This window comes from Bifidobacterium sp. ESL0784, from assembly GCF_029433295.1.
GTDB lineage: Bacteria > Actinomycetota > Actinomycetes > Actinomycetales > Bifidobacteriaceae > Bifidobacterium.
Genome location: NZ_JAQTHV010000003.1, coordinates 94,516 through 115,606 on the forward strand (window position 1 = coordinate 94,516; position 21,091 = coordinate 115,606).

At 56.3% G+C, this 21,091-nt stretch carries 15 protein-coding genes and 1 riboswitch; of the genes, 4 read left to right on the forward strand and 11 right to left on the reverse strand.

What is annotated here, in order from left to right:
- Window positions 1-20 precede the first annotated feature (20 nt).
- The 11 genes from PT279_RS04995 to PT279_RS05045 all read right to left on the reverse strand — a co-directional run bounded on the left by PT279_RS04995 (window position 21) and on the right by PT279_RS05045 (window position 16,020).
- Window positions 21-1,313: an acetylornithine transaminase gene (locus tag PT279_RS04995; protein WP_277166121.1), complete on the reverse strand. Its 1,293-nt coding sequence runs from the start codon at window positions 1,311-1,313 to the stop codon at window positions 21-23.
- Between the two features lie 55 nt (window positions 1,314-1,368).
- Window positions 1,369-2,364 (reverse strand): acetylglutamate kinase, encoded by a 996-nt coding sequence (gene argB / locus PT279_RS05000; RefSeq protein WP_277166124.1) that lies wholly within the window; start codon window positions 2,362-2,364, stop codon window positions 1,369-1,371.
- Window positions 2,365-2,480: 116 nt separating this feature from the next.
- Window positions 2,481-3,662 (reverse strand): bifunctional glutamate N-acetyltransferase/amino-acid acetyltransferase ArgJ, encoded by a 1,182-nt coding sequence (gene argJ / locus PT279_RS05005; protein ID WP_277166126.1) that lies wholly within the window; start codon window positions 3,660-3,662, stop codon window positions 2,481-2,483.
- Window positions 3,659-4,786: an N-acetyl-gamma-glutamyl-phosphate reductase gene (gene argC, locus PT279_RS05010; RefSeq protein WP_277166128.1), complete on the reverse strand. Its 1,128-nt coding sequence runs from the start codon at window positions 4,784-4,786 to the stop codon at window positions 3,659-3,661. The genes argJ and argC overlap by 4 nt, the downstream gene beginning before the upstream one ends.
- Window positions 4,787-5,083: 297 nt before the next feature.
- Complete coding sequence (locus PT279_RS05015) at window positions 5,084-5,968, reverse strand: hypothetical protein (RefSeq protein ID WP_277166130.1); 885 nt, start codon at window positions 5,966-5,968, stop codon at window positions 5,084-5,086.
- 100 nt (window positions 5,969-6,068) lie between these two features.
- Complete coding sequence (gene pheT / locus PT279_RS05020; protein ID WP_277166132.1) at window positions 6,069-8,672, reverse strand: phenylalanine--tRNA ligase subunit beta; 2,604 nt, start codon at window positions 8,670-8,672, stop codon at window positions 6,069-6,071.
- Between the two features lie 7 nt (window positions 8,673-8,679).
- On the reverse strand, window positions 8,680-9,747 hold the full coding sequence (gene pheS / locus PT279_RS05025) for a phenylalanine--tRNA ligase subunit alpha (RefSeq protein ID WP_277166134.1): 1,068 nt from the start codon (window positions 9,745-9,747) through the stop codon (window positions 8,680-8,682).
- Window positions 9,748-9,910: 163 nt separating this feature from the next.
- A complete protein-coding gene (locus PT279_RS05030; protein WP_277166136.1) occupies window positions 9,911-10,819 on the reverse strand; it encodes an RNA methyltransferase in 909 nt (302 codons plus the stop codon).
- Window positions 10,820-10,967: 148 nt separating this feature from the next.
- On the reverse strand, window positions 10,968-13,628 hold the full coding sequence (locus tag PT279_RS05035) for an ATP-binding cassette domain-containing protein (protein WP_277166138.1): 2,661 nt from the start codon (window positions 13,626-13,628) through the stop codon (window positions 10,968-10,970).
- A gap of 40 nt (window positions 13,629-13,668) precedes the next feature.
- A complete protein-coding gene (locus PT279_RS05040; protein WP_277166174.1) occupies window positions 13,669-14,298 on the reverse strand; it encodes an ECF transporter S component in 630 nt (209 codons plus the stop codon).
- 49 nt (window positions 14,299-14,347) lie between these two features.
- Window positions 14,348-14,469, reverse strand: a riboswitch (TPP riboswitch).
- Between the two features lie 183 nt (window positions 14,470-14,652).
- Complete coding sequence (locus PT279_RS05045) at window positions 14,653-16,020, reverse strand: dipeptidase (RefSeq protein ID WP_277166177.1); 1,368 nt, start codon at window positions 16,018-16,020, stop codon at window positions 14,653-14,655.
- Window positions 16,021-16,160: 140 nt separating this feature from the next.
- On the opposite strand from PT279_RS05045, the gene PT279_RS05050 reads away from it, so the two are divergent.
- The 4 genes from PT279_RS05050 to glnA all read left to right on the forward strand — a co-directional run bounded on the left by PT279_RS05050 (window position 16,161) and on the right by glnA (window position 20,915).
- Window positions 16,161-16,781 (forward strand): DUF3043 domain-containing protein, encoded by a 621-nt coding sequence (locus tag PT279_RS05050; protein WP_277166180.1) that lies wholly within the window; start codon window positions 16,161-16,163, stop codon window positions 16,779-16,781.
- A gap of 147 nt (window positions 16,782-16,928) precedes the next feature.
- A complete protein-coding gene (lpdA, locus tag PT279_RS05055) occupies window positions 16,929-18,377 on the forward strand; it encodes a dihydrolipoyl dehydrogenase (RefSeq protein WP_277166183.1) in 1,449 nt (482 codons plus the stop codon).
- Window positions 18,378-18,498: 121 nt separating this feature from the next.
- Entirely contained in the window at window positions 18,499-19,293 is a 795-nt protein-coding gene (locus tag PT279_RS05060) for a DUF4191 domain-containing protein (protein WP_277166187.1), read from the forward strand.
- Between the two features lie 185 nt (window positions 19,294-19,478).
- Complete coding sequence (gene glnA / locus PT279_RS05065) at window positions 19,479-20,915, forward strand: type I glutamate--ammonia ligase (RefSeq protein ID WP_277166190.1); 1,437 nt, start codon at window positions 19,479-19,481, stop codon at window positions 20,913-20,915.
- Window positions 20,916-21,091 lie beyond the last annotated feature (176 nt).

Genomic DNA, 21,091 nt, shown 5'->3' on the forward strand with positions numbered 1-21,091 from the left:
CAAGCAATCATGAATTAGACTCAATCATCAGGCAAATCGAATGGCATCTTGGAAAGGATCGATACGGCCTGATTCACATCGTCGCTGCCGACAATCAATGGCGGTGCAAGACGCAAGGCGTCTGGGGCAACAGCATTGGTGATCAACCCGCGGTCGAGCGCCCAGTTCATGGCGGCGTGCGAACAAGGATGCGAAAGTTGGATGGCGTTGAGCAATCCACGTCCACGAATGGAAACGAGCAGCGGATTGCCACAAGACGCAATGGCCTCACGCAACTGCCTGCCACGGGCCTCGGCATTGGCCACCAGCCCGTCATCCTCGATGACCTGCAAGGTAGTCAATCCAGCCGTAGTCGCTAGCGGGCCGCCGGCAAAGGTTGAACCGTGGAGTCCCGGCGAGAAAAGCGAGGCCAACGGCCCTCCGAACGCAATCATGCCACCCATCGGGAAACCGCCTGCCACCCCTTTGGCAAAGGTGATGATGTCCGGGATGATACCACCAGAAAGGTCCTCACGCTGGAAAGCGAACCATTTGCCGGTGCGTCCGATGCCGGTCTGCACCTCGTCGATGATCATCAGCGCATGGTTTTGATTGCAGAGTTCGCGGACGCCTTTGACGTATGCCGGGTCGAGCGGACGTACGCCGGCCTCGCCCTGAATCAGTTCGAGCATGACACCAGCCACCGGGCCGACGCCGTTCTTGCCGGTCTGATCGAAGGCAGCCTGCATCTCATCCAGATCTCCAGTCTCGACGAATTGAACCGCCGGAATCAGCGGGTTGTAAGGCTCACGGATGGAAAGTTTCCAAGTCGCACTTAGAGCGCCCATCGTACGTCCGTGGAATCCTTTGGCCAGAGCGAGGATTCGAGCCGGAGCTCCGCCGTGATCGGGATCGCCACCGGGAAGGGTCTTTCCATAGAGCTTCGCCATCTTCATGGCGGCTTCGTTGCCTTCGGCCCCGGAATTGCCGAAATAAACCCGCGATCCTTCGGGAGCGCCAGCAATCTCCAGCAACTTTTCGGCCAGCTTTATCTGTGGGACTGAGGCGAAATAATTGCTGATATGCGCGATTTTCCCGGCCTGTTCACTGACCGCTTTGACCCATTTGGGATGTGCATAGCCCAAAGAATTAACGGCTATACCTGCAAGAAAATCAAGGTATTCGTTGCCGTCCACGTCCCAGACGCGCATACCTTTGCCGTGATCCATGACACGAAGGGGCGTACCGAAAGCGTGGGTATACACGTTTTCGTATTGTGAGATCCATTGCTCGCTTTCAGGACCTATGGCAGTTATTTCTTCGTCGTTGTTCATTACATTCCCACTTTCTACGTTTTTATTTGCTAACTACCTGTTCGTAATGTTTCTTTTACTTTCGTCGCAGCTTCATGCCATCGCCGGGCACAATCATGGTACCGATGCCGGCGCTGGTGAAGACCTCGTTCAAAATGGAATGCGGCTGGCGGCCGTCGATGATATGCGCGCGTGGCACTCCTCCGTCCAGTGCTCGCACGCAGGCACGCATTTTCGGCACCATGCCGCTTTGCAGCTTTGGAAGAGCCTCACGCAAACGGTCGACACCGATGGAACTGATGAGAGAGTTCTTGTCGGGCCAATCGGCATAGAGCCCATCCACGTCAGTTAGAATAACGAGCTTTCGGGCATGTAGCGCCACCGCGAGAGCGGCTGCCGCGGAATCCGCATTCACATTGAAAACTTCGGTGGAGTCATCCGCATTCGGTGCAATCGACGAGACCACGGGAATACGGTTCTGTTCGATAAGGCTTTCCACAGCTGAAGGATCGACTTCGGTGACCTCACCCACCAATCCGATGTCGGTTTCCACCCCGTCGATAACCGGGCGATACCGTTTGGCGCCAAACAACGAACCGTCCTCTCCGGAAAGTCCAACAGCATGCGGACCATGAGCGTTGATAAGCCCGATCAGTTCGCGCGAAACTGAACCGGTGAGAATCATCCGCACCACCTTCATGATTTCCGGCGTAGTAACACGGAGCCCGGCTTTGAATTCCGAATGGATGCCAAGCTCGTTGAGCATACACGAAATCTGCGGGCCGCCACCGTGAACCACAATCGGATGCATGCCGACCTGCCGCAGAAAGACCATATCTTCGGCAAAGCAGCGTTTCAGATGCTCGTCGACCATGGCGTTGCCGCCGTATTTGACGACGATGCGCTGGCCGGCGAATTCCTCCAGCCACGGAAGGGCCTCGATCAGTACTTCCGATTTCTGTTCGTCCTTCAGGTCATGGTGAACGTCGAATGCATCTTCTCCAGCTTTCGTCGTTTCTTCGTCGATCGGTTTCACCGGTTGCTTCGATTGTTTGGCTTTATCTATCGCCATCTTTGTCCTTCAATCACGTCGTGCTATCCGCGTTCTGCTCATTGCATATCTTGCATTGATGATTATTCATATATATCTGGAAAGTCATTGAACGGGTTCTCCGATTCCTTTGAATCTCAGGATTCGTAGTCCGCGTTGATATGCACGTATTCGTGGGTCAAGTCGTCGGTCCATACCGTTGCGGTTTCGGCGCCGTGGTTGAGATCGATATCGATATCAACCTCTCGGGCCTCCATCTTGACTTCAGAACGGTCAACGCCGGCACCGCCGTGCTCGCAGACACGCACGCCATTGATATCGACGGTGACTTCTTGCGGATTGTAAGCCGCCACGCCCACCGGAACCGTACCCAAGGAACTGACGATACGACCCCAGTTCGGATCGTTGCCGTAAATGGCGCATTTCAGCAGGTTCGAACCGGCTACAGCACAGGCGCAGGCCAGTGCAGCGTCTTCGGTTTCCGCTCCGCTTACCGTCACTTTGATATCGTGGCTTGAGCCCTCACCGTCACTGATAATCTGACGCGCCAAGCTGGCACAAGCATCATGGATCAACCCTGCAAATTCGTGCGGCTCAGGTGTGACGCCGGAAGCCCCGGAAGCGAGCAGCAACACCGTATCATTGGTGGACATACAACCGTCCACGTCGATGCGATTGAACGATTTGTCGGTCGCATCGGCGAGAACCTCTTGCAATTGAGCAACATCAACCATGGCGTCGGTGGTTATCACACATAGCATCGTAGCCAGCTGAGGCGCAATCATTCCCGACCCCTTGACCATGCCACCCACACGATAACCGGTACCTTCCAGTTTCACGGTTTTCGGTTTGGTATCGGTGGTCATGATGGCTGTGGCCGCATCGATACCGGCTTGTTCAGTGTCACTTAGCGTCGAAGCCGCTTTGTCAACGCCGGCCAGCACATTATCCAAAGGCAATAATTCGCCGATAAGACCCGTTGAACATACCGCGATATTATCGGCGGTGACCGGGTTTTTGCCATCAAGCAGTTCGGCGACCTTGACTGCCGTCGCCTCGCTCTGTTTCAGCCCGGCCTTGCCGGTACAGGCGTTGGCCCCACCCGAATTGAGAATTACCGCTTTGATGTGCCCATCGGAAACTGCCTTATGAGACCATTGCACCGGAGCCGCACAGAAACGATTCGCAGTGAACACGCCGACAGCGGCATCAAGCGGCCCATTGTTGACGACCAATGCCAAGTCGCTTTTGGTCTTGTTAGCCGAGATTCCGGCATTGACGCCGGCTGCGGAAAAACCTTTTGCAAATGTCACGCTCATGGTGCCACTCCTATCGTTGTCAGTCCTTGTTCTTCCGGAAGCCCCAGCGCGATGTTCAAAGATTGCACCGCCTGTCCGGCCGTACCGCGGTTCAGGTTGTCGATGGCAGCAAATCCATAGAGACGCTTGGCGTTTCTGTCGACTGCGACCTGCACTTGCGCCTCATTTGACCCCAATACGTTCGTGGTAGCCGGCATTTCAGCAGCATCAAGCAACTCGATAAATCGCTGGCCTTGATAGACTTCGGCAAAAATCCCACGAATGCTTTCGTCGCTCATCGCTTCGCCTTTGTCGCTCAGCTTGGCCGAAACCACAGCCAAGATTCCACGGGCCATCGGCACCAGTATCGGAGTAAAACCGACGACGATATCACCATGAGACTGATCAGCAAAGCCCAAACCGTTACGGTCATCATTTGAAAGCGCTGCTGCTGCTTGCTTGAGATTCTGCACAATCTCCGGAATATGCCGATGAACGCCACCTACCGAATACGGCGTGGCCGAGCCGAGCGCTTCGGCAGCCAACAGATTCGGACGTTTGAGATTCTTTCCAGCCCCCGAATATCCGACAGCGAGATCCGTCACAATGTCATCGGGTTGCACAAGCCCCGCAGCCAAAGCCGGTTGGAACGCGAGGGTGACCGCAGTGACATTGCATCCTGGACCCGCGATCAACGACGCACTTTGCAATTTTTCACGTTGGCGCCGGTATCCGCCATCGGCACCTTTGCCGACAATCAGCTCAGGCATGCCATAGACCCACGGCTGATGGAAATCGCCGCCATAGTACTGCGCCCACGCCTCGCTTGATTCAAGCCTATGGTCGGCTCCCAAATCAACGATTGCACAATTGGCATGAAGCTTTTCTGCCAAGGCTCCCGATACCCCATGCGGCAAGGCAAGAACGATGACGTCGTGCCCGTTGAGCGCTTCAGGCGTGGTAGGTTGGATGACCATATCCTTTAGCGACGGGATATGCAGCATATGCCTGCCAAGCTTGCTTCCGGCCGAAGAATCGCCGGTCACTGTGGTCACTTCGAACGCAGGATGTGCCGCGAGTATGCGCAGCATCTCCCCTCCCGCATATCCGCTGGCACCGGCCACCGCCACCGTGTATTTGCTCATCGGCTTCACCTTTCTTGAAGATGAAGCTCAGACTACATATATTCACTCTTGCGCATAGTTATTCATCCGAATAGTGGACACAGTTTATTACAATTTATCGCTTTCAACAAACTCTGATTAAACGTATATCTGTCAAGGCTCCTTGCCCAGCGGAATTGGAGCCACTAGACATATCATTTGCTCGATGTATAAAACCCGTATATAAATATATAAAAGTCCTCGGTCACTCTCGTGAACAAGGACTTTGCAAAGCCAGGAATGTGTTAAGGCTCAACCGTAAATAACATGCCCCAAGATTTAGGCGCTTACGGAACCATCGTTACCGGAACCGCCTGAGCCAGAACCATATTGATTTAGCAGCTGCTGCGAGAGATCGTTGACGTTGATGCCCTTGTAAATCAGCCAGAATTCAAAGACCGTAGCGATGACACCAAGTACCATGCATATGGTGGCCACCCAGAAGCCTTTCATATGGTATTTTCTGGTACGCCACATCGAAAGGGCGCCGGTGATGGCCGGAAGGAAGGTAATCGGAAGGAACATAAGAATGACCGAGGCAATCGCCATGGGATCCCAATGCCCCTTGTACGGGTTTTGTACGGGGTCATTCATGTCGACGCCGTTGTGCATATCCGGCTGGTATCCAGGAGTTCCCGGGCCACCCGACAGAACCGGACCATTGTTGTATGGCTGAGGGCTGTTGTACGACTGCCCATAGAAATTGTTCGGATTGCTGCCATAGCCTCCCGGCATCTGAACCGGACCGCCATAGGGAGCATTTTCTCGATCGCCTTGGTAGCCTTCCATGCCGTTGCCATAGCCACTACCCATTTGCGGGTTGCCCTGACCGCTCTGAACATTCATCTGGTTGCTGGGTTGATTCTGGCTTTGGGGCTTCTTCTCGGGCTTGCCATAGACATAGGGATTATATTGCGGAGGAAATTGGCTGGCCATCGCCCCGTACTCGGGGACTTTCATCTGTCCGTATTGCGGTTGATCCGGCTTCGTATCGCCGGAAGCGGGAACCACATTCGAAACATCCGTACCCGCATTCGTACCCGGCGTGACTTGCGAATCCTCAGGTGATGGATGGTCCGGAACCTGACCCATAGGAGCGGCATTGGCCGGTGGATCCTGGCGATCCGTGCCGTTCGCCTTGAACGGGTTTTGAGATTCATTCATGATGCACTCCAAAATCAGGTAGATATTGACGGAGCCTGCGAACCTATTGAGTGCGCAGACTCCGCATCATTTCGTTTCCAAGACGTCTTGGAAACGAATATCAGGCACGCAACTGCGCACCTATCGTCTCTGCTTTATCGACAATAGCCTTGCGGATGGCCTCCGTGTCGTCGCTGGTCAGCGTCTTATCCGGAGAGCGGAATGTCACCGAGTAGGCCAAGGACTTCTGATGCTCGCCCAGCTGGTCACCGGAGAAGACATCGAAGAGCTCGATGGACTCGAGATTGTCGCCCGCGGCCTCTTCGATGACCTGCTGCAATTGCGCGGCGGTGACCGTATCGGGAACCGTAAAGGCGAGATCCTGCTTGACCGGCGGGAAGGTTGAGATCGGCTTGGCCTGCACTGGCTTGCCACTCAATGTGTCGAAGAGCGCGGTCAGATTCAATTCGAATGCAGCGGAATGCTCCGGGAAACCGAGCGCGGCATTGACATGCGGATGCAGCTCGCCGACCATGCCGACATACGTATCGCCAGCCATGACCTTGGCGGCGCGACCCGGATGCCATTGCATCGGCACATCCTGCGGTTCCGGCTGGACAATCGAAACCTTGGCACCGAGACGGTCGGCAACACGGTTCATTGCTTCCACAGCATCGCTGTAATCGACATCGTGGCTTTCGCCCAGCCAACCGGTTTCAACGGCCTTGCCAGTCAGGATTGCGGCGACATGCAGCGGCTGCTCGGGCAGACCGGCATCGAGCGCCTTGAGCTGATCGTCGCTCGGACGCTGGCCACCGGGCAAAGCCGGAATGGCGGGAGCGTTCGGATCCCAGAGATAGACGTGGCCGATTTCGTAGAGCGAGATGTTCTCGAGACCACGACGCAGGTTGCGCTGAACGGTCTGTGCAAGCGTCGGCAGAACTTCGCGACGCAGATATGGCCGGTCACCGGCCAACGGGTTGGCGACCTCGACGCTCACCGGCTTGATTTCGTCAGAATCGTAGCCGAATGCCTTGAAGTCGGCATCGCCGACAAACGGATAGCTCAGCGTCTCAACCAGACCGTATTCGGCCAATTCGTTGGCCACGTCACGTTGGCGCTGTTGGTCGGGTGTCAGCCCGACTTCGCCTTCGACCGGGGCAGGTGGCATGATGACCGGAATCTCGTCGTAACCGACGAGACGCGCGATTTCCTCGACCAGATCACAAGGCATGGTGAGATCCGGACGCCAGGTCGGAGGAACCACGGAGATATGGCCGTCTTCCTTGCCGTCGCTGACCTTGCAGCCGATGTCCTCGAGAATCTCGCGGATACGCTGGTCGGAAGTATCAAGCCCGGTGAGGCGCTTGGTCTCGGTGAACTTGAAATCGATGGCCTCACGGGGCTGCGTGTTGTTGACATCGATCGGGGTGTGGGAAGGTTCGCCATGGCCGTACTTGGCCATCAGATCGGCAGCCATTTGAGCGGCCGCCGGTTGCAACGCATAATCCACGCCGCGCTCGTAACGCTTGGAGGCCTCGGACGGGGTCTTGTGACGACGTGCAGAACGGGCGATGGTCACCTGGTCGAAATGCGCGGATTCCAGAAGGATGTTCTTGGTGTCGGCAGTGACTTCGCCGTAAAGACCGCCCATGACGCCGGCGAGGCCAAGAATGCGGGAACCGCGCTTACCGTCGGGCGAATCGGTGATGAGTAGATCCTCGACGCTCAGATCGTGCTTCTTGCCGTCAAGCGTCGTCAGCGTCTCACCCTTGTTGGCGCGGCGGACGACAATCGGCCCGCAGATCTTGTCTAGGTCGTAGGCGTGCATCGGCTGGCCCAAATCCATCATGACGTAGTTGGTGACGTCCACAGCCAGCGAAATCGAACGCATGCCGGCACGGATCAGACGACGACGCATCCAGCTCGGAGTTTCCGCCGACGGGTCGAAGTTGCGCACGATACGGGCATAGTAGCGGTCGCAACCAGGCACGCCGTGAATCGGGTTGTTGTCTTCAATCTCAACTTCGATATCGCCCTTGCCATTTTCCGCGACCTTCGGAGTCTCGGCATTGAGTGCGTCAACCGGATCGGTGTAGGTTGCACCAGTGGAATGGTGGTATTCGCGCGCCACACCACGGTAGGAAAGCGTATAACCGCGATCAGGGGTGATGTTGATCTCCAGAACCGGCTGGTCGAGATGCAGCAGATGCATCACGTCGTCGCCGGGCTTCAGCGCATCGGCCTCCTCCTTGCTGAATCCGTAATGGTTCAAGAGGATGATGCCGCTGTGATCGCTACCCAAGCCAAGTTCACGTTCCGAGGCGCACATGCCGTTGGAGATGTGACCGTAGGTCTTGCGCGGTTCAATCTTGAAATCGCCGGGCAATACTGCTCCCGGAATGGTGACGACGACCTTTTCGCCGGCCGCCATGTTCGGCGCACCGCAGATGATGCCGCGAGGTACCTTGTTGCCGTTTTCGTCGGTGTCGTTATACTGTTCGCCCACGTCGACGTGGCACCAGTTGATGACCTTGCCGTTCTTCTGTGGTTCGGGCGTGCAGTCGACCACATAGCCGACCACGATCGGCCCGGTGACCTGCGAGGAATGAATCTCCTCTTCCTCAAGGCCGACGTGAACCAGATCCTTGGCAAGCTGTTCATACGTGAGACCGGCCGGAACCTCGACGTGTTCCTTAAGCCAGTCAATATCTACCATTGGCATTGTTGGTTCACTCCCCCATCACAAACTGTTTGCTGAAACGCACGTCGCCTTCGACGAGGTCGTGCATGTCGTTGATATCGTGGCGCAGCAAGAGCGTGCGCTCCATGCCCACACCGAACGCGAAGCCGGTATAGACGTTCGGGTCGAGGCCTGCCGAACGCAGCACGTTCGGGTTGACCATGCCGCAGCCGCCCCACTCGATCCAGCCTGGACCGCCCTTCTTATCAGGGAACCAGAGATCAAGCTCGGCGCTGGGCTCAGTGAACGGGAAGTAGCTCGGGCGTAGGCGGCTCTTGGCCTCCGGACCGAACATCGAGACGGCCAGCTTGTCGAGCACGCCCTTGAGGTCGCCCATTGTCAGACCCTTGTCGACGGCCAGCGCCTCGCACTGGTGGAAGACAGGCGTATGGGTGGCATCGAGTTCATCGGTGCGGAACACGCGACCGGGGGAAGCGATATACAGCGGCACACCGCGGGTCAAGAGCGCGCGCACCTGATCGGATGAGGTCTGCGTGCGCAGAACCATGTTGCTTCCGACGAATCCGGCGGCGTCTTTGGCCTGATTTCCCTTGACGTAGAAGGTGTCCTGCATCTGGCGGGCCGGATGATCGGGGCCAAAGTTCAGCGCGTCGAAGTCGTACCATTCGGTTTCCACTTCGGGACCGGCGGAAATCTGCCAGCCCATGGAGATAAAGAGGTCTTCGACGTCCTCCATGAGCTTGGGCAGAGGATGACGGGCACCCAGCGGCTTACGGTTGACGGGCAACGTCATGTCGACCGTCTCGGAGGCGAGCTGGCGGGTCTCTTCTTCGGCCTTAACTTCTGCTTCCTTCAGCCCAAACGCACGTCCGAAATCGGCGCGTAGCTTACCCATGAGCTGGCCGGCGCCCTTCTTCTCGTCTGCGGGAAGCCCTCCGATGGCACGGCTGGCTTGGGTCATCGCTGACTCAGCCCCGGCGTACTCCGTCTTGATGGCTTTGAGCTCCTCCATGGTGGAGGCACTTTTGATTTTCGAGATGCCCTCGGCGACCGCATCGGTCACCGCTCCTGCATCGAATGACGCACTCTGTGCCACGAGTACCCTTTCCTTTAAGTTTTTGCAAACCTTGAAACGTCGCGGAATCACATGCGCAAAAGTCATGAATCCCAAGCGTTTACAGCCTTTTCATTGTTTCAATATGACTCGACATAGCATTGTGCCCGTTTGCACTTATTTCTGTGTGATGAAGAAACCCGTTTTACCGACGTTGCGCAGCGTCCCGTGCCATCGCCAACGTAAAAAGCATCACCGAAGTGCTCGTGGCGAGATTCAGTGATTCAGCCTTGCCATACAATGGAATGGACACGATGCGCTGCACACGTTCCAGCACATCGGCCGGCAATCCGCGAGCCTCATTGCCGAACAGAATCGTTTGAGAAGAATTGCCGCCTTTTCGGCTGTTTTCAGGCTCCTGATATTCTTTCACCACGTCAATCAACGATTCCGGCTTGACCTTTTGCGTACCGTAGACATCCGCTGCCATGATTTCACGATTGTGCTCTTTGGACCATGCAAAGAATTCCTCGGTGCTCATGGTGACCACGGGCAAATGGAACAAGGAACCAGCTGTGGATCGGATGACCTTCGGATTGAACCGGTCGACGCAATCGTCCACGAAAATAACCGCATGGCATCCGGCGGCATCGGCCGAACGAATCACGGTTCCGGCATTTCCTGGGTCACGGATCTGCCAGAATGCAGCGACCGTCTTATCTCTATGAGTGACAATGGCGGAGGAATCCTCAAATTCATTCGACATCTGATGCTGCATGGCTTGCAAATCGCCGACGGCGACGATGCCTTGCGAGTCCGTACTCATACGATGCATCACATCACCGGTGATCTGATGAATGTAAAGCCCACACTCATCTGCTTTCTTCGCGATGTCACCGACAACCGATGAAAGCAGCCCATCCTGCCGCTCGCCCATCTCGACGTAGCAATCCTCGACCACTTCCGGCATCCACTGCACGATTTCGCGCACGGACTGCGGCCCCTCGATCAGGAACCTCCCGGCCTTTTTGCGGGCTTTGTTCTTTTCCAGCTCCGCCACGCGCCGCACGCGATCGGATTTGGGATTATCAATAATGTGCTGATTAAAAGGCATAGCTACACTTTACGCGCGGTCATTGCCATCAATCTTTATTGATGTCCTTCCTTTTTATTCACTTGTATCCACCAATAAGAAAAATGACAACCTAATCATATTGGATAATCGATTTCAATCCAAACGAATAAGCATCCGCTGGTAAAACTCAACCGCCGAAGAAGGTGAAGGTACCGGCGAAGGCGGAGGCTATTAGCGAGATCATGGGGACTGCGGCACACACGATGACGAAGGCCCAATCCCGGGGATGGACATGGCTGACACGGGCATGGGTGCGTGGGGTGTCGCCGCCGAAACCTCGGGCTTCCATGGCGGTGGCGAGCGTGGTGGAACGGCGGATGGAGAGCACCAGTAAGGCGAAGGTCTGTGGGAAGAACGCCTTGACCTTGTTTTCGTCGCCAAGACCTCGCGAACGGCGGGAGGCGGTAAGCGCAGCCCAATCGTCACGCAGCACAGAGAAGAGGCGCATACCCGCGAGGCCACCGTATACGAATCGGTCAGGCAGATGAAGGATCTGGCTGAAGGAATCCGCCAAGTCCGTGGTTTCGACGCCAAGAACCGCGATAATGGCGGGAATACCGACGGCAAGAATACGAATGCCCGTGGCGAGCGCCAGCACCGCCGAACGGTCAGTGACGGTAATCATCGCCCAATGCCACCAGATTCGGCCTCCCTCCTTGCCGTAGAGCAGGACGGCGAGCGCCGAACCGGGGGCACCGATAAAGACCGGCCAAGTCGATTTGATTACACGCCACGGCGACAGGCCGATGCAAGAGAGCAAAATGAACTCGATAAGCAACGCGACACTGGCCGAAACCCAATCAAGGCTGAAAATCAACGGCAATGCGGCGATAAACCCACCTAGCATTCTGAACGTCGGGTTGAGCGAAGCCAAAAACGGCGAACGACTGGACTGACGTTCTTTTTCGTCTCGTTCATTGACCGGTGTCACGGTGATTTCAGAATCCGAAGGTGCTACGTCGTCTTCTGGTTGCGTTAACTCACTATTTTCGGACACGTGCATCGAAGGAACACCCTCAGTGTCCCCCCGCGCTTGCAATTCGATGACACGGGCGTCAAGAGCCGTGACCAAATCACGATCATGTGTCACCACAATGACGCTGACGCCATCGCCGCGCAGGGAATGAATCAGCGAGACGATCTGCATCCATGTGCGCCGGTCCTGCCCGAACGTCGGCTCGTCAAGGATAATCACGCGAGGTGCAGCCGCAAGCGAGGCGGCGACGGTAAGGCGACGCTTCTCACCTCCGGAAAGCGTATATGGATTGACCGAGGCATACTGTGAAAGTCTGAACCGCCGCAACAGTGCCATGGCCTTTTCTTTAGCCTCATCCTCTGGAGCACCCGTGCGCATTGGTCCCAGCATGACTTCCTCGAGGACGCTACCCCGCGCGAACTGGTGCTCAGGGTTCTGAAAAACGTAGGAGATGCGCGCCGCCAGTTCCGTCGATTTCCAATCCATCGGCGAATTGCCGCTTGCGCCTTCCGTCAGTTCAGGCGAAGCTTCGACACTGCCTGCCACCGGCTCCAGCAACCCCGCCAATGTCAGCGAAAGCGTGGATTTACCGACACCGTTGCGACCCACCAAGGCCGTGATCTGCTCGGCCGCAAACGACAAGTTGATATGCTCGGCTATGGCTTTGCCGTTACGGCCGATGGCCAAATCGTTGGTAGAAAGCAACGTCTTGCCATCACCGATCGCGGGGTCGCTGGCAGGCTCGTCATCGGTATGGATGCGATGGATCTCGTCTTCTTGACGACGATATTTGTCCGGCAACCAGATGCCGAGAGCCGCGAAATCCAAATCGCGATTCTCGAACACTTCGTCCGGCGTGCCGTCTGCCACCACGATGGTGCGGCGGAACCCGCTGTGGTCGATTTCAACATCATCTCCAACTTGGGTCACACGAGCTTTGACCTGATCTTCAGATTCAAGTCCCAGAACAATGACCCTGTCGATAAGGTCGATCCACGGGCCGGCACGATGCTCGACCAGCAGCATAGTCGCTTCTGTATCATGTAACACTTCAGATACTGCGCCGACAACCTGCTCAACCCCTTCCGGATCGAGGTTGGCAGTCGGCTCGTCCAGTAGCAACGCCCCGGGCTGCATGGCCAGCGCACCGGCCAACGCAAGACGCTGCATCTGCCCGCCACTTAAATGCATGGTGGAACGATGCAACTGCAATCCTTCAAGTCCTACTGCAGCAAGGCTTTGCTTTACACGTTCCCAAATTTCAGGCCGTGGCACACCCATGTTTTCCGGACCAAAGGCGACGTTATCGCCCAAACGCTCGAAAATCGTCTGCGCGTCTGGGTCCTGCAACACAAGTCCGACTCGTCCATGGGCGGCGGCAGCCGGTATGCCATCGACGAAGACACCACCCTCGGTGACGCCTCCTTCGGAATCCTCGACTGCGACAACCTGATTCGTTTCATTTTGGCCGGCTTGGTTCGCGGTTTCCGTAGTATCCCCACCAAGTAGACCGGAAGCACCCTCAAGTATGGTCGATTTGCCGATGCCGGAAGCGCCGAGAAGAAGCACATGCTCGCCAGGGCGAATGTCAAGGTTCAAGCCTCGCACGGCAAAATGACGGCGTGAAGCGTGTCGATAGCCCCATTTTTTAAAACTGACTGAAGCTGGCTGCACCTTGGTGGAAGATTTGCCATCAACGTGTTTTCTATCTTGCAAAGCAGCTTGATCAATGGCACTATCGGCATCCACGGCATGCTGAAGCGAACCATCGCCTTTTCGGCTAACGGCTGCCTTCGCTTGTTTACCTTGCATGTGCTCCCCCATCGATGTCTGAAATTCTACCTGATACCGCTCACTTGGAAGCGAGCCGAACCTGACGGCCGGAAGCGAATTTGTCAATGGCACCGGTTTTGGCGATGGCTATGTAGAGATACCACACCAATACGCCTGCGACCAATGCGCCGGAAATCACCGTAGCAACCAAATACCACATGCCGTAAGCGCCGGTCATCTTAAAACCCTGCAAGTGGGTGAAGAAGGTATAGGCCCAACAGCCGACAGCGGAAACCGCTCCCGAAAGGGTCATCGTGAGCAGGTTCCAGACCTTGTAGGCGACGCAAAGGAAGACAATTTCGGCGCAAAGCCCCTGCACCAACGCGATAAGGAACGTCTCCATGCCGCCCCAACTGTTGCCGAGCAACGATTCGAGCACGCCGGCGACAACTTCAGCGTAAGTCGCAGCACCCGGTTTACGAACGATTACTGCCGCAAGAGGTCCCGCGAACAGCCAAAGCCCGTTCATCAGACCGCCGAGACCCGGAACCAGAGCGTCCAGAGGAGAACCGATCGGGCCATACAGCAAGGCCGCAGCCCAATAGACGAAGGTGCTGACCACTCCGATGACCGAAGCGACAGCGATGTCGACGACGCGCCACCGAAGATTCGGTTTGGAGACGACAGTTGCTCGTTTTGTTGATGCCATGATTTGTGCCTTTCCACTGTGCACACCGTTTATCGGCGTGCATATAAGGCACGGGAAAAGAGCGACGTCCGTGCGCCGGCATTGTCCGGACTCACGTTCATTCGGTCGAGGAAATCCTCATCTCAGCCAGCCGTTTGCAAGTGCAGAGAGCCAGCCCCCGTGTCAGTTCGCCATCCTAGAGCAATCCCCTGTCAATCAGCCTTAGGCCGTATGGGGCGGGGATATACAATGTTCGGGACGCTCCTTGGCCGCTCGGCCATGTCTTACGCCCGAACATCGCATATCCCCACCCCACACTCTGCAAAGAGGAATCTGACTGACAGGGGTCACGGGAGGCAGCTCACAAGCGAATAATTACTTCGCGAGTTTATCCAGAATCAGGGCCTCGGTGAGGACGTTGTTTTTGAGGCTCGTCAGGTCGATGGACTCGTTGGGGCTGTGGGCGTTGCCTTTGGGGTCCTCGGGCCCGGTCACCAGGACCTGAGCCTTCGGGAAGATGCGCTGCAGCTCCGGGATGAAGGGGATCGATCCGCCCTCGCCCTTGTTGATCGGGTCGACACCGAACGCCTCGCGCATCGATTCCAGCGCATCCTGGGTGGCTTCGGCGTTGGGGTCCATGCTCCAGCCCATGCCGGCATCAACCATGGAAACGGAGACTTCGGCGCCGAACGGGGCATGCGAAGTCAGGAAATCAATGACGGCCTTGGCTGCGGCTTCGGGACGCTGGTTCGGTGCGGTGCGGATGGAAAGACGGAAGCGGGTTTCATTGGCAATGACGTTGAACGAGCCTTCCACCGGATGCGCGTTGAATCCGATGACCGAAATGCTGGGCTTGGTCCACATGCGCGAGGCCAACGAACCGGTGCCGGCGAAACGGTAGGAATCGACCACGGAGGAATCAGCCCGCACGCTGGCCTCGTCCAGATCGCGCTGGAGCCCGCCGACAGGATCGCCACCTTCAAGCCCCGGTATATCAAGCGAACCATCTTTGTCATACATAGACGCAATCAGCATGGACGACAAGGTGTTCGCGTCGAGAATAGGGCCGCCGAATTGTCCGGAATGCACGGGATGTTCCAACGCCTTCACCGTCACATCCAGATCGGTGTTGCCACGAAGGCTGGTGGTGAGGCTGGGGATCTCGGCACTCCAGTTGCCGGAATCGGCCACGATGATGACATCGGAATCGAACTCGTCGCGATGAGCCTCGATGAAGGGAATAAAGCTCGGCGAACCCATCTCCTCCTCACCCTCGATGAAGACCTTGATATTGACCTTGAGATCGTCACCCAACGCATGCAACGCGCCGGAATGGATGGCGATGCCGCCGCCATCATCGGTCGCGCCGCGTCCGTAAAGACGGCCATCTACCTCTGTGGCCACAAATGGGTCGGTATCCCATACCGAGGCATCCGGCACCGGCTGGACATCGTGATGCGCATATAGCAATACGGTGGGCGCAGCGGGATCGACGATCTTGGAACCAATCACCTCGAAGGCTCCAGGGGTGCCGTCAGGGTTCTTCGACTGCGCTACTTTCGTGTCCACCCCGCGCTCGCGGAGTTCATCGGCCACGAATTGCGCTGAGCGACGCATGTGCTCGCCGGTGATGCCTTCGGCGGAAACGGATTTCAGCGCGACCTTCTTGCTCAACAAGTCGACAATACGGTCAAAATCGGCGTCCACCCGTGAACGCAGTTCTTCCTTACTCAATGCAGCCATGTCATGCTCCTTTCAGACTTGTTCATTCATCTCGATAATCACACAGACCCGAGAAAAACGCGGAGGAATCTCCGAAAAACTGCTTCAATAGCCTCTATTTCCCCGTTTCCGGCGTCGATACTTTCCCCTAATCTCAAACTATGAAATGGAATCCCTTCAGCAAGGACAAGGACAAGGAAGCGGCGCAGAAATCCGTCGATTCCACATTGAAAGAACCTGAGGAACAGGAAAGCAAAGGCCGTCCGACACCCAAGCGCAAAGTCGCCGAGGAACGCAACCTGCATCCCATCGTTCCCAAGAACCGAAAGGCCGATCGCAAGGCCGCCAAAGAGCGCATCAAGAAAAAGGAAGACGAACAGTACGATGCCATGAGGACCGGCGATGTGGCTCATATGCCGCGCGTCGAGCGCGATCCGGCGCATATTTACGTTCGTGATTACGTCGACGCCCGTTTCAATCTCGCCGAATACTTCGTCCCGGTGATTTTCGCCGTCATGGTCTTCGGCATCATCATCTCTGTCAAATGGCCGGCGCTCTATATGCCGATTCTCCTGTCGTCATATGTCTATCTGATTGTGGCGATCATTGACATCGTCGTGATGTGGCACAAACTCAAAAAGAAACTCATCGAAAAGTTCGGTGAAAAATCCGTGGGCAAGGGCACGCGTATGGGTTCCTACGCTTGGGGTCGTGCTCTTCAGCTGCGTCGCTGGCGCATTCCGAAGCCGACATCAAAGAAACGCGGCAACTGGCCGAAGTAAAGCTGCCTGTGCCTGTTTTACGCAAGAAGCGCCTTTGCTGCATTCATCGGATGCGAGCGAAGGCGTTTTGTTTTCTTTCATGCAGTCGTCAAGCCCGGCACTCCTCGTTTCAACGCTATTATCGGATAATCTAATCTTGGAGCAATTATGCACAATACACATGTCGACATTGCCATCATCGGCGGTGGGCCCGGCGGATACGCCACGGCACTGCGGGCAAGCGAGCTGGGACTTTCAGTCGTTCTGATCAATCGTGAAGAGAGGCTTGGCGGCACCTGCCTCAACCGCGGATGCATTCCTTCCAAAGCTCTTATCGCCGCGTCCCGTGCGATCGGCAACGTCAGTGACGCGAAACGCATGGGCATCAACGCAAGCATCGAGGGCATCGATTTTGCCAAACTGAACGATTTCAAGAACAAGACGGTCAGCACTATGACCGATGGTCTCGCGTCATTGCTTGCTTCGAGAAAAGTGACTGTGATCAACGGTGAAGCTTCGATTGTTGAGAATCATCATGTCAGAATACAAATCGACGAAACGCAAATCGAAGGCGGTGCTTTCGTCGAGATCACGGCCGACAACATCGTCGTAGCCACAGGCTCACGGCCTCGTCCGTTGCCGGGCCATCGGTTTGAAGGCCCCCTGATCGACTCGACGCAAGCACTCAACCAGCCACGATTCCCAGAATCAGCGGTCATCGTCGGGGCCGGTGCCGTGGCTGTGGAATTCGCTTCGATGTGGAATGCCTCAGGCACAGACGTGACCCTGCTGATCCGACACGAACGCGTGCTTTCCCATCTGCACCGCCGCACCTCGATGGCACTGACCCGGTCGCTGGCCAAAAACGGAGTGAATATCGTCACCCACAGCCACATCACCGACATCAAAAACACACCAGACAAAACAGGAGCGATTGTCGGCTATTCCACCGAAAAGGACAAGACCCGCCGCCAACTGCATGCCGACGTCGTATTGGCCGCCATCGGTCGCGATCCCAATACCGACGCCGGTTGGTTGAGCGATGCAGGCATCGAACTCGATGAATACGGCATGGTGAAAACCGACGATTTCGGGCGTACCACCCAACCCGGAATCTGGGCGGTGGGCGATATCACGCAAGGCCCTGCCCTCGCCTACCGGGCTTTCGAACAAGGCATCGTCATCGCCGAATCCATCGCAGGACGCAATCCTCAACCGGTCGACGACAACACGGTCCCCGAAGTCGTCTTCTCCACCCCGGAATTTGCCTGTGTGGGAATGACGATGGAACAGGCGAAAGCCAATCCCGATATCATCGAGCCCAAAGAGACCGCCTACCCGATGATGGGCAATGCCCGTGTCCTCATGAGCGGAGAGGCCGCGTCGATGTCAATCATCTCAGGCTCATATAGCGACAAACCTGAGACCCCAGTGGTCCTCGGAGTTCACATGCTCGCTCCGGATGCAGGTGACCTGATTGCCGAGGCGGAACAACTGGTCGGCAACCGTGTACCGCTGAGCGATGCCGCACGTCTCATTCACCCCCACCCCACCTTCAGCGAGGCCTTTGGCGAGGCCCTGCTCAAAGCCGACGGACGGCCATTACACACCAGATAAACCCCGTCAACCTGTATCGGATTTTTCGGATAAGTGATGCAACCACGTGTTTTGCGTCGCAACCACTCCCTAAAATTGTGACTTAGTTTGTTCGTGCCCGTCAATACAAGTGAGGAAGTCGATGGCCAAAGAGAAAAAGGCGAAGAAAGACAAGAAAAAAGGCCTGAAAGTCATCAATCAGATTCGCCAAATCTATAAGTACACCTATGCGGAAGACAAGCTGCTTCCATGGCTATTGGCCGGCGCCTTCCTGCTGCCTGTCGTGGTCTGCGTCGTCATCGGCCTGCTGCTTCACTGGGGCTGGCTTACTTGGATTCTCATGCTCATCCTGGTAGTGATGATCGGTGTGCTGCTCTTCACCATGACCCTGACGAACCGCGCCGACAAAGTCGGCTATACCAAGCTCGAAGGCAAGCCGGGTGCCGCAATCAGCGTTCTCGGCAGCATCAACAAGGCCGGTTACAGCTTCCCGGAAACACCGGTATGGATCGATCCCAAGACCAAAGACGCGATCTGGCGCGGAACCGGATACAACGGCGTCTATCTGCTGGCCGAAGGAAATGAAAGCCGCACAAGGCGACCCCTGGAACGTCAGAAGCAGGCCATCAAGAGCGTGACCGCCGGAAGCGACATCCCCATTTTCTCCATTTCCATAGGTACCGGAGAGGGGCAGGTACGTCTTAAGGATCTGCGCAAGACCGTGCTCAAATGCAAAAGCTATGAGACCATCGAACACAGATTCGGCTTCATGGACAAGATTCATCCACGCCATCGCTTCATACTGACCAAAGACGAGCTGGATACGCTCAACGGCCGTTTGCGCACACTGCAGGAGAAGCGAGGCCTTGGCATTCCCAAGGGCATGGATCCCACTCGCCCTCAGCATATCAGTCGCAGAGCCATGCGCGGCCGGTGATCTTATCCTCTCGTGACCACATCGCGAGAGGATTTTTCATATTGCATCATCTATAAAAACCACAAAAATAAACGATTTTCAATGAAAAGCCGCCGTCCGAAACATATTCGTAACCCAACAGACGACATGTGGAAACTCATTACCTTACACTTGGACATTGTTAGCACAACGAAAGGAGCGGTCCATTGACTGCACTCGAAACGAAGGAAGACCTCGAAGCCCTCATCAACACGGAAGGTGTGGAATACATCTCCGTGCGCTTCACTGACCTGCTGGGCGGCCAGCAGCACTTCACCGTACCGGCGAGTGAATTCCTGAAAGACGCATTCACCGACGGCGAGCCGTTCGACGGTTCCTCCATCCGCGGTTTCCAGGCCATCGAGAACTCCGACATGAAGCTCGTGCCAGACGTTTCCACGGCGTTCCTCGACCCGTTCCGCAAGCACAAGACGCTCGTTGTCTCGCACTCCGTGGTGGATCCGATCACCATGGAGCCGTATTCCCGTGATCCTCGTCAGGTCGCCTCGAAGGCCGAAGCCTACATCAAGTCGACTGGCGTGGCCGACACCGCCTGCTTCGCTCCCGAAGCCGAATTCTTCCTCTTCGATTCCGTCCGTTATGAGAACACGATGCAGCGTTCCTTCTACGAGGTCGATTCCGTGGAGGCACCGTGGAACACCGGTGCCGAAGTCGAAGCCGACGGTTCCGCCAACATCGGTTTCAAGAACCGCGTCAAGGGCGGCTACTTCCCGCCGGCTCCGCAGGACCACAACCAGGACCTGCGTGACGACATGGTCGCCAACCTGCAGAAGGTCGGACTGATTCTTGAGCGCAGCCACCACGAGGTCGGCGGCGCAGGCCAGCAGGAAATCAACTACCGCTTCAACACACTGACACACGCCGGTGATGACCTGCAGAAGTACAAGTACGTCGTCCACGAGACCGCTTTTGAGGCGGGTAAGGCCGTGACCTTCATGCCCAAGCCCATCGCAGGTGACAACGGCACCGGCATGCATTGCCACCAGTCGCTGTGGAAGGACGGCAAGCCGCTCTTCTACGATGAGAATGGCTATGGCGGTCTTTCCGATATCGCTCGCTGGTACATCGGCGGCCTCATCAAGCACGCTTCCTCGGTGCTCGCCTTCACCAATCCGTCGCTCAACTCCTACAAGCGTCTGGTGCCCGGCTATGAAGCCCCGACGAACCTCGTCTACTCGGCGCGCAACCGCTCGGCCGCCATCCGCATCCCGTTCGCCGGCACCGCTCCTGCGGCCAAGCGCATCGAGTTCCGCGTTCCCGATCCTTCCTGCAACCCGTTCCTCGCCTTCTCTGCCCAGCTGATGGCAGGCATGGATGGCGTCCTGAACCACATCGAGCCTCCGGCCCCTGTCGACAAGGACGTTTACGAACTTCCGCCGGAAGAGCTGGACAACATGAAGCATGTCCCTGCCTCCCTTGATGAAGCCTTGGATGCTCTCGAAGAGGACAACGACTTCCTGACCGCCGGCGACGTCTTCACCAACGATCTTATCGAGACTTGGGTCTCCCTGAAGCGCGACGAGATCGACCAGCAGCGCCTGGCTCCGACCCCGCTCGAGTATGAGCTCTACTTCAATTGCTGAGATTCTTCAAGTCCTAAGGTCTAAGGACTGAGATTCATGATAAAAGGTTGCCCCATCACCATCCTGATGCGGCAACCTTTTATCATGGACAAATTCCATCCCTGGTATGCAAGATTTGCTAGATTAGTCCATAGTATTTATAATCTGATAATTATTGTCAAATAAAGCTGATCCAG

Excerpts from the sequence above, each read along its gene's own strand:
- PT279_RS05035 (WP_277166138.1), bottom strand. The coding sequence starts at position 13,628 with ATGCAAGGTAAACAAGCGAAGGCAGCCGTTAGCCGAAAAGGCGATGGT.
- PT279_RS05030 (WP_277166136.1), bottom strand. The coding sequence starts at position 10,819 with ATGCCTTTTAATCAGCACATTATTGATAATCCCAAATCCGATCGCGTG.
- PT279_RS05050 (WP_277166180.1), top strand. The coding sequence starts at position 16,161 with ATGAAATGGAATCCCTTCAGCAAGGACAAGGACAAGGAAGCGGCGCAG.
- PT279_RS04995 (WP_277166121.1), bottom strand. The coding sequence starts at position 1,313 with ATGAACAACGACGAAGAAATAACTGCCATAGGTCCTGAAAGCGAGCAA.
- PT279_RS05060 (WP_277166187.1), top strand. The coding sequence starts at position 18,499 with ATGGCCAAAGAGAAAAAGGCGAAGAAAGACAAGAAAAAAGGCCTGAAA.
- PT279_RS05040 (WP_277166174.1), bottom strand. The coding sequence starts at position 14,298 with ATGGCATCAACAAAACGAGCAACTGTCGTCTCCAAACCGAATCTTCGG.
- PT279_RS05015 (WP_277166130.1), bottom strand. The coding sequence starts at position 5,968 with ATGAATGAATCTCAAAACCCGTTCAAGGCGAACGGCACGGATCGCCAG.
- PT279_RS05045 (WP_277166177.1), bottom strand. The coding sequence starts at position 16,020 with ATGGCTGCATTGAGTAAGGAAGAACTGCGTTCACGGGTGGACGCCGAT.
- argJ (WP_277166126.1), bottom strand. The coding sequence starts at position 3,662 with ATGAGCGTGACATTTGCAAAAGGTTTTTCCGCAGCCGGCGTCAATGCC.
- pheT (WP_277166132.1), bottom strand. The coding sequence starts at position 8,672 with ATGCCAATGGTAGATATTGACTGGCTTAAGGAACACGTCGAGGTTCCG.
- lpdA (WP_277166183.1), top strand. The coding sequence starts at position 16,929 with ATGCACAATACACATGTCGACATTGCCATCATCGGCGGTGGGCCCGGC.
- argB (WP_277166124.1), bottom strand. The coding sequence starts at position 2,364 with ATGGCGATAGATAAAGCCAAACAATCGAAGCAACCGGTGAAACCGATC.
- argC (WP_277166128.1), bottom strand. The coding sequence starts at position 4,786 with ATGAGCAAATACACGGTGGCGGTGGCCGGTGCCAGCGGATATGCGGGA.